At 36.2% G+C, this 8,742-nt stretch carries 4 protein-coding genes and 1 pseudogene; 3 read left to right on the top strand and 2 right to left on the bottom strand.

The window, feature by feature from the left end:
* Together PVV60_RS08730 and PVV60_RS08725 are read left to right on the top strand one after the other, a co-directional pair.
* Positions 1-385, top strand: a pseudogene (locus PVV60_RS08730) (hypothetical protein); the annotation flags it as partial.
* Between the two features lie 98 nt (positions 386-483).
* Entirely contained in the window at positions 484-1,113 is a 630-nt protein-coding gene (locus PVV60_RS08725) for a hypothetical protein (RefSeq protein ID WP_273724340.1), read from the top strand.
* 800 nt (positions 1,114-1,913) lie between these two features.
* Here the strand turns inward: PVV60_RS08725 and parC are convergent.
* Both parC and aspS read right to left on the bottom strand, forming a co-directional pair.
* A complete protein-coding gene (gene parC / locus PVV60_RS08720; protein WP_273724339.1) occupies positions 1,914-4,163 on the bottom strand; it encodes a DNA topoisomerase IV subunit A in 2,250 nt (749 codons plus the stop codon).
* 773 nt (positions 4,164-4,936) lie between these two features.
* Positions 4,937-6,724, bottom strand: coding sequence for an aspartate--tRNA ligase (gene aspS / locus PVV60_RS08715; RefSeq protein WP_273724338.1), 1,788 nt, complete (start codon positions 6,722-6,724; stop codon positions 4,937-4,939).
* Positions 6,725-6,855: 131 nt separating this feature from the next.
* On the opposite strand from aspS, the gene rnd reads away from it, so the two are divergent.
* Positions 6,856-8,010, top strand: a complete 1,155-nt coding sequence (gene rnd / locus PVV60_RS08710) for a ribonuclease D (protein ID WP_273724337.1) — start codon at positions 6,856-6,858, stop codon at positions 8,008-8,010.
* The last annotated feature ends 732 nt before the right edge of the window (positions 8,011-8,742 follow it).

The raw sequence follows: 8,742 nt of genomic DNA, 5'->3' as shown, positions 1-8,742 counted from the left end.
TGTTAATGATGATGCATGGGTTTTCGGTGCAAATGCTCATGTTTATGGCAATGCAAAAATTAATGACAATGCTATCGTTCGTGGTCAAGTTTATGACAATGCCTTTGTTTGTAATAAAGCTAATATCATTTTTGATGCAAAAATCTCTGACAATGCGAAAATTGCTGATAATGCTTATGTAAAGGGCTTTGTTTATGGCAATGCAAAAATATTAGGCTCTGCTCGTATTGATTGGGCTGCTCATGTTTACGATAATGCCGTCGTTTCTGACAATGTATATGTTTGTTACTTAGTAAAAATCTTTGGCAATGCTATAGTTGATGGCAATCAAAAAATTTATGATGATATTGAGAATAATAACAAAACCATAAATGAAGCTGCGTAAATAAGACGCGGGCGGTGCGGGGGCGCCTGCTTTCTAATCCAATTTTCCATTTCAAATTTTATCAACTGTTTATCACATTAGATTGTGAGGGTATCTTTATGTGCAAAAAATATGAATTAACCAGTGAAATTAAACAAATTAAAGATAGGATTACTAAACAGATTACAACTCTTTATCGCATTCGTGCTTTAAAAGATTTTGATGATATCAAAGCTGGCGATCTAGGCGGCTTTATTGAAAAGGAAAGCAACCTCTCTCATGATGGCAATTGCTGGGTTTATGATAATGCGTGGGTTTATGGCTATGCCCGTGTTTATGAAAATGCAAAAATACGCCATTTTTCTCAGGTCTGTGGTCATGTCTATGGCAATGCTCATATAAGTGGCACTGCCCGCGTTTTTGCTGATGCTCATATTTATGACCATGCGCATGTTTCTTATGATGCTGCGGTTTTTAGTTATGCAAGGGTCTATGGTCATGCCAAGGTTTCTGGCTCGGCTTGCATTTATAGCCATGGAAAGGTTTATAATTATGCTGTTATTAATGGTCGTGCAAAAATTTATGGCAAGGTCTATGGCTCTGCTAGCGTGGGGGGCTCTTGTGAGATTTATGGCTCTGTCTATGGCAATGCAAAAATCAATAAAAAAAGCAAAGTAAGGTTGGTTCCCAAAAATTGTGAGGTGTATGAAAGCGATAAGCTTGTCAATATAACTGATAAAACAGAATAAAAACAGACATGGGGGGCATGCCTTCTCTATGGTTATAAACGCATATAAGATGCATTGCTAATAAACATATCATAAAAGAGAGAGTAAAATAAAAGAAAGCCGTGCCAATTGATATGACGCGGCTTTCAAATGTTTATCCTTATGAATCAACCCTAATAAAGGTAATGAGGGTATATATACAAAACGTATCATATTGCAAGCGCTCTATGAGAGATATGAAAACTTATCAAAAGGAATGTAAATGATCCATATGATTTTTACTCACTCATTTGAATAAGAGAGCCTATAAACGCTTTTCATTGCTATCAAACGTATCAAACAAATCAAAACGCTTGGTAGCTTTAACAAAACGGTTTTTACATTTACGTGCGTTGGTTTTTAAAGCAGCGTTTCATAAGACAAATAAACAAACGCTTTTATAAAATGTAAGGTTTTCAAAATTTTGCTCTGCTATGAAAGCTATAGCTCATTTTTACCATGAAAACGCACTTTTTTCTGATTTTCGCTCTTTTTTACAATTTTAGGTGTCAAAATCTATTTTGATAAAACGCGCATTTAATAGTAAAAAATAACCATAAAAACAACAAATTACCACGTATTCCTACCTAATCCAACCTCTTCCCACTTAGTATAAAACCTACTGTCAAACTACAATTGATTTAACCTAAACAAGATCGAAATAAGAAAAAACTCACGCTTTAGGTCTTTTTTTCAATATAAAAATAATAAATTATCCTTATAAATTAATATCTTACACAATCATAAAACCATAGGGAATTTTCCCCATTTATAAAATACATTTAATTAATAAATTTTCCTGATTTTGGAAATCCTTTTGGAACCAAACGCCCGACGCCCGCACGCGTTCCCATCCATTCAAAGAGATCGTCCGCCTGACGATTAAAGATTCGTTCAGCTGTATCTTGCCAACTTAAGCCTTCTGATAAATTAAAAGTCTTGGCATCAACAACACCACCTTCTTTATAACGCTGTAAACGAACACCTTTACCGCGATTCATTTCTGGTATTTGTTCAATAGAAAAAATAAGCATTTTACGGTTTTCTCCAACCACCGCAACATGATCACCATTTACTTGAACACAAAGCTTTACCTTATCAGGAGCTTTCACATTCATCACTTGCTTTCCTTTTCGTGTATTGGCGATCACTTCTGCAGAAGGAACAATAAAACCATTACCGTGAGATGAAACCAAGAGCAGTTTTTCCTCTGCGTGATGCACAAAAGCTGTAAGAACATCGTGCTCATCATCCATATCAACTAAAATACGAATAGGTTCACCATGTCCCCGCCCTCCAGGTAAACTATTTGCACCAAGTGCAAAAAACTTTCCCCCCGTACTGATCAGCACAATCTTGTCAGTCGTAAATGCTGGAAATGCTAACTTTAAACTGTCTCCTTCTTTAAAAGAAAGTGCTTTATAATCGTTCAAATGTCCCTTCAAAGCACGCATCCACCCCTTTTCAGAAATAACAATAGTAATCGGTTCTTTTTCGATCATTGCTTGTTGAATATCATCAAGATCATGTCTGGGTGCCTCTTCAAATGTCGTTCGTCTTTTCCCTAAGAGGGTTTCAGGGCCAAAAGTATTTCGAACTTTTTTTATTTCTTCTGAAATTATTTTCCATTGTTTTATAGGAGAAGCTAACAAATTCTGTAGCTTTTCTTTTTCAGCTTTTAAACTTTCAAATTCTTTACGAATTTCAAATTCCTCAAGCTTACGCAAAGAACGCAAGCGCATATTAAGAATAGCTTCAGCTTGATTTTCTGTTAATTCAAAACGACTGATCAGCTGCTTTTTAGGTTCATCCTCTTCACGAATAATCTGAATAACCTCATCGAGATTTAAATAGGCAATAAGATATCCATGAAGAATTTCTAATCGACAATCAATTTGATCAAGCCGATAATGAGAGCGGCGAATAAGGACTTCTTGACGATGTTCGAGCCATTGCTGTAAACTCTCGCGCAAAGAGAGAACATTGGGTATTTTTCCCAAAGACAAAACATTCAGATTAAGGGGAAATCTTACTTCAAAATCAGTCAATTTAAAAAGAGACTCCATAAGGAGCTCCGGATCAACCGACCGATTTTTAGGAACCAGCACGATTCTGATATCTTCTGCTGATTCATCTTGGATATCCTCAAGCATTGGCAATCGCCGTGCAAGCAATAACTCTGCTGTTTTTTCAATAAGACGTGACTTTTGAATCTGATAGGGAATTTCAGTCACAACAATCACATAAGAACCACGGCTGCCCGATTCCTGATGCCAACGTGAACGCAAGCGAAAGAATCCACGCCCAACACGATAGGATTCCTCAATACTTTTTTTAGGCTCAACTAAAATTCCCCCTGTCGGAAAATCAGGACCAAGAACGAATTGATTTAATGCCTCATCATTTACATCGGGATGGGCAATCAAATGGAGCGCTGCATCACAAAGCTCAGCAACATTATGGGGTGGAATAGATGTTGCCATACCAACAGCAATACCAGAAGAACCATTTGCTAAAAGATTAGGGAAAGCTCCTGGTAAAACAACCGGCTCTTCATCTTCCTCATTATAGGTTAAACGAAAATCAATAGCATTCTCATTAATTCCTTCAAGTAACAATGCAGCCACTTCAGTCATACGTGCTTCCGTATAACGCATAGCAGCAGCATTATCACCATCAATATTACCAAAATTGCCTTGCCCATCAACCAACGGATAACGAACAGCAAAACTTTGAGCCAAGCGTACCAAAGCATCATAAATAGACGCGTCCCCATGAGGATGAAATTTTCCCATGACATCACCGACAATCCGCGCACATTTCGCATAAGACTGTCCAGGATTTAGTTTGAGAAGACGCATCGCATGAACAATCCGTCGGTGGACAGGCTTCAATCCATCACGTACATCAGGCAATGCACGGTGTGTAATCGTAGAAAGTGCATAAGCCAAATAACGTTCCTGTAAAGCAGAACGTAATTCTATTGGTTCAATATGTTCTTTATCAAAAGGTAAATTCATTTTATCAGACATAGTATTAATACAACAATTCCCACAATGATAAGAATTATTTTATAGGATTTATTTAATGAAATCTTCTATGAGTCGGCTTTTTTATTAAAAGTCAATTACATAAAAACAAACGCTGCGATTAAAACATGAACAGAAAATTATATCAATTTGAAAAATTTATACATGTCCTTCCCCCTCGTCCTAAGTAATTTATTAAAAGCTTTGTCAAATACGACGATAATTTAACTGCTCACAAAGAGTTATTTTATCCTTTTTGGAATGACAAAAGCACCTTTCAAACATCATCTTTATTATAAAGATAAATTGTATAACAACCCCATTCAGTTTTTCTATGAAAAACTAAAAAATATTTAAAGCTTATAAAATTTAAACTTTTCAGAATAAGATAGAATGGAAAACCACATTATTATCATAAAAACGAAGAGACACAATTCTCTGCTACAACGTTGTAAAAACTTCAATAAAAATAAATAATATATTGGCATATAAAGATAATTCATTCATTTCAACTAAAATGAGACTCCCAAATATTATAGAATTCTCTCATTTCTAATTTATTCATGATAAAACAATCACAATCATTTCCTCACCTATCACAAAGAGAAGAGCCCCTATAGAAACAAGAAATTAAAATGCCTCATAAAGAATCAACACAATAGCGTTTTTGTCTATCTAAATTTCACAAAAAGCACACACACGACGCTCTTGAGAGGCATCAAAACTTCACTCTGCATAAGAAAAAGATGAAAACAATCCATAATCAACTTTATGAGCTATTTTTGTGAGTAGGGAGCCATACGGATTCCTAAATCACGTAATTGTGTAGGAGAAACATCAGAAGGAGCACTCATCAAAAGATCAAGCGCCTGTTGATTCATAGGAAATAAAGCAACTTCACGCAAATTTTTAACACCTTGCAACAGCATAATGATGCGGTCAATTCCCGCAGCCATCCCACCATGTGGCGGAGCCCCATAATGGAATGCACGATAAAGACCACCGAAACGATCTTTCACAACTTCCTTAGAAAGACCTACAAGTTCAAAAACTTTAAGCATCATTTCTGGTAAGTGATTACGAATTCCTCCTGATGCAATTTCATAACCATTGCAAACAAGATCATATTGAAAAGCTTTAAGAGTAAGAGGATCTTGGGTCTCAAGAGCATTTTCGCCCCCTTGAGGCATAGAAAAAGGATTATGTGCAAAATCAATCTTTTTTTCATCTTCATTCCATTCAAAAAATGGAAAATCAACAATCCACGCCAAAGAAAAACTATCTCTATCGAGAAGATCTAATTCTTCCCCTACCCTTGTGCGAGCTGCTCCGGCAAAAGATGCAAACTTTTTTGGATCGCCAGCTACAAAAAAACAGGCATCACCACTTTCAAGTCCAAGCTGTATACGGATTGCTTCAGTCCTCTGTTCACCAATATTTTTGGCGATAGGCCCTGCTCCTTCAAATTTTCCTTCTTCTTCACGCCAAAAAATATAACCGAGCCCTGGTTGCCCCTCACCTTGTGCCCATACATTCATACGATCACAAAAAGCACGACTTCCACCCGTTTTAGCTGGAATAGCCCACACTTGTGCATTCTCATCATTCGCTAAAATTTGAGCAAAGACTTTGAAACCAGAATTATAAAAATGCTGAGAAACATCTTCCATAATGATCGGATTACGCAGATCTGGCTTATCAGAACCATATTTTTGCATTGCTTCATCATAGGAAATGCGAGGAAAGCTTTGTGTCACAGTCTTTCCATCTGCAAATTCTTCAAAAATAGAACGCATAATAGGTTCCATAGTTGCTAAAACATCTTCTTGCTCAACAAAACTCATTTCAACATCTAATTGATAAAATTCACCAGGAAGACGGTCAGCCCTTGGATCTTCATCTCTAAAACATGGAGCAATCTGAAAATAACGATCAAAACCTGACATCATTAACAATTGTTTATATTGCTGTGGCGCTTGCGGTAACGCATAAAATTTTCCCTGATGAACACGACTTGGAACCAAAAAATCACGTGCTCCTTCCGGCGATGAAGCTGTCAAAAGTGGCGTCGTAAATTCCGTAAAACCATTATTTTGCATAGCCCGTCTCATAGCTGCAATAATTTCAGTCCGACGCATAATATTTTTGTGCATAGTCTCCCGACGCAAATCAAGAAAACGATATTTTAATCGAATATCTTCTGGATAATCTGGCTCACCAAAAACCGGTAAAGGAAGCTCATCAGATTTTGAAAGAATTTCTACCTCTTGTGCAAAAATTTCAATCTCACCTGTTGGAAGCGTTGCATTAATAACTTCATCGGAACGTGCACACACCTCTCCATCCACACAAATAACCCATTCAGAACGCACTTTTTCAATAACTTTAAAAGCCGGAGAAGCAGGGTCAGCAACAATTTGTGTGATTCCAAAATGATCACGTAAATCCACAAAAAGAATCCCTCCATGATCACGAACACGATGGACCCACCCCGAAAGACGAACTTGTGTTCCTACATCACATCTACGAAGAGCTGCACAATGATGACTGCGATAACGGTGCATGTTTTTGCCTTTGATTATAATATTCACATGCGCTACAAACGCTTTTTAATAACCATTTGTCAAGATATGAGAATAAAAACGCGAAAATAAAGTCAATAAAGCACAAATTTAATTTATCGAATTATAATAAAATGATGAATCTTATTACACAAACAACAGATCTTGAAATTGCACTTAACGCTCTACGTACTTCTGATTTTGTAACAGTCGATACTGAGTTTATCCGCGAAACAACTTTTTGGCCTCAACTGTGTTTAATCCAGCTCGCATCACCAGATATCACAGTTTTGATTGATCCCATAGCACCGGATATTGATTTACAACCTTTTTTTGACCTTATGATCGATAAAAACGTTGTAAAAGTTTTTCATGCTGCGCGCCAAGATATTGAAACAATTTATCATCTTGGAGGTGTTATTCCTTCCCCTCTCTTTGATACGCAAATAGCAGGATCAATTTGTGGATTTGGTGATTCTATCTCTTATGATCAAATTGTACAACGCTGCACGGGGCATCATCTTGATAAATCCTCCCGCTTTACAGACTGGAGTTGCCGACCTTTGTCTGAAAAACAACTGCTCTATGCACTTGCCGATGTAACCTACTTAAGAGATGTTTATCTGTTATTGAAAAAAAAGTTAGAAAAAAATCAACGTGCTCACTGGATGGATGATGAAATAATAATCCTTTTAAATCCTAAAACCTATGATATGCCAGAAGATGAAGCATGGAAAAAAGTGAAAGGAAAAATTAAAAAGCCTCGTGAACTTGCTGTATTACAAAAGATAGCAGCTTGGCGTGAACGTGAAGCACGAAGATACAATATGCCACGTCGTCATATCATAAAAGATGAATGTCTTATAGAAATAGCAACCCAACAACCAAAAGATGAATCTGCATTAAAACGGTTGCGCAGTCTTAATAAGAATTGGGATAAACTCTCAATTACTCAATCATTAATCAAAGCTGTCCACGAAGGCTTAGAGGTGGATCTTTCTACTTTACCCCCCATTCCTAAACATAATCCACTCAATGATACGACGGCTGCTGTTATCGATCTGCTCAAAGTGTTATTAAAAATTGTTGCAAGCGAAAACAGCATTGCCCCTAAAATTATTGCAACATCTAATGATTTAGAAAAAATTGCCAATGGAGGAATAAAGAAAAATATTCCCGCTATGAATGGCTGGCGCTATGAAATATTTGGTAAAAAAGCCGAACAACTGCTAAAAGGACAGATAGGGTTTTACTTTAACGATGGAAAAATAAGCACAAAACAGCTTTAATTTATATTTCCCCCACATTCTAAGATTTTCATAAGATTTTCTTATTTTATGTCAAAATGGGTGGAAAACCAAAAGAGAAAAATTTTGCAACCACTTTTTATTAAATCAATTTTATTTGAAAAGCTTAGATAGAGACTTCAAGTGAATTTATAACATTCTCATTTTTAAAAATCCATTACGCTGCTTATTATCTACATCAATTGGTATGCCCTATAGAGCAACGCAAATAGGATAAATAAAGCCTACTTCTGACAAAGTTAAAAACTTAAATAGTAAACTCTTATTCAAAATGACAGCTAAATCTTTATCAGGTCAATCAAATAGCAATCTTATTACAAAAATCTAAAAACGCAGACAGCTCCTCATTTAAAAGTTTTAAAAAGAAAAAGTTCCTATAATAAAAGCGCATTCGTTACAAAAATAGCAGCCTAGCAATAGGAACAAACAAAGATATAATGCCTCACGTCACCACATCGTATTAAAAAACGACCGAGATTACAATCTAACAATCAAAAACGAGCCAACATAACAACTAAAATACCTAACAAAATTAACATACTGATTTATAAATATAATTCGTTGTTATTCATATTGAATGAGAACCCCGAATAACGTAAGATTCTCTCATTTCAAACCTGCTTATCTTGAATCAATCAAAACCACTCCCTTGCACGTCACAAGCGGGATGAGTGTGTGGATAAAATTTATATAAGAAAGGAGTAAAAAATGGCT

Source organism: Bartonella sp. AU18XJBT (assembly GCF_028618595.1).
GTDB lineage: Bacteria > Pseudomonadota > Alphaproteobacteria > Rhizobiales > Rhizobiaceae > Bartonella.
The sequence above is the reverse complement of the archived record's forward strand: the minus strand, read 5'-3'. Positions and strand labels throughout refer to the sequence as shown.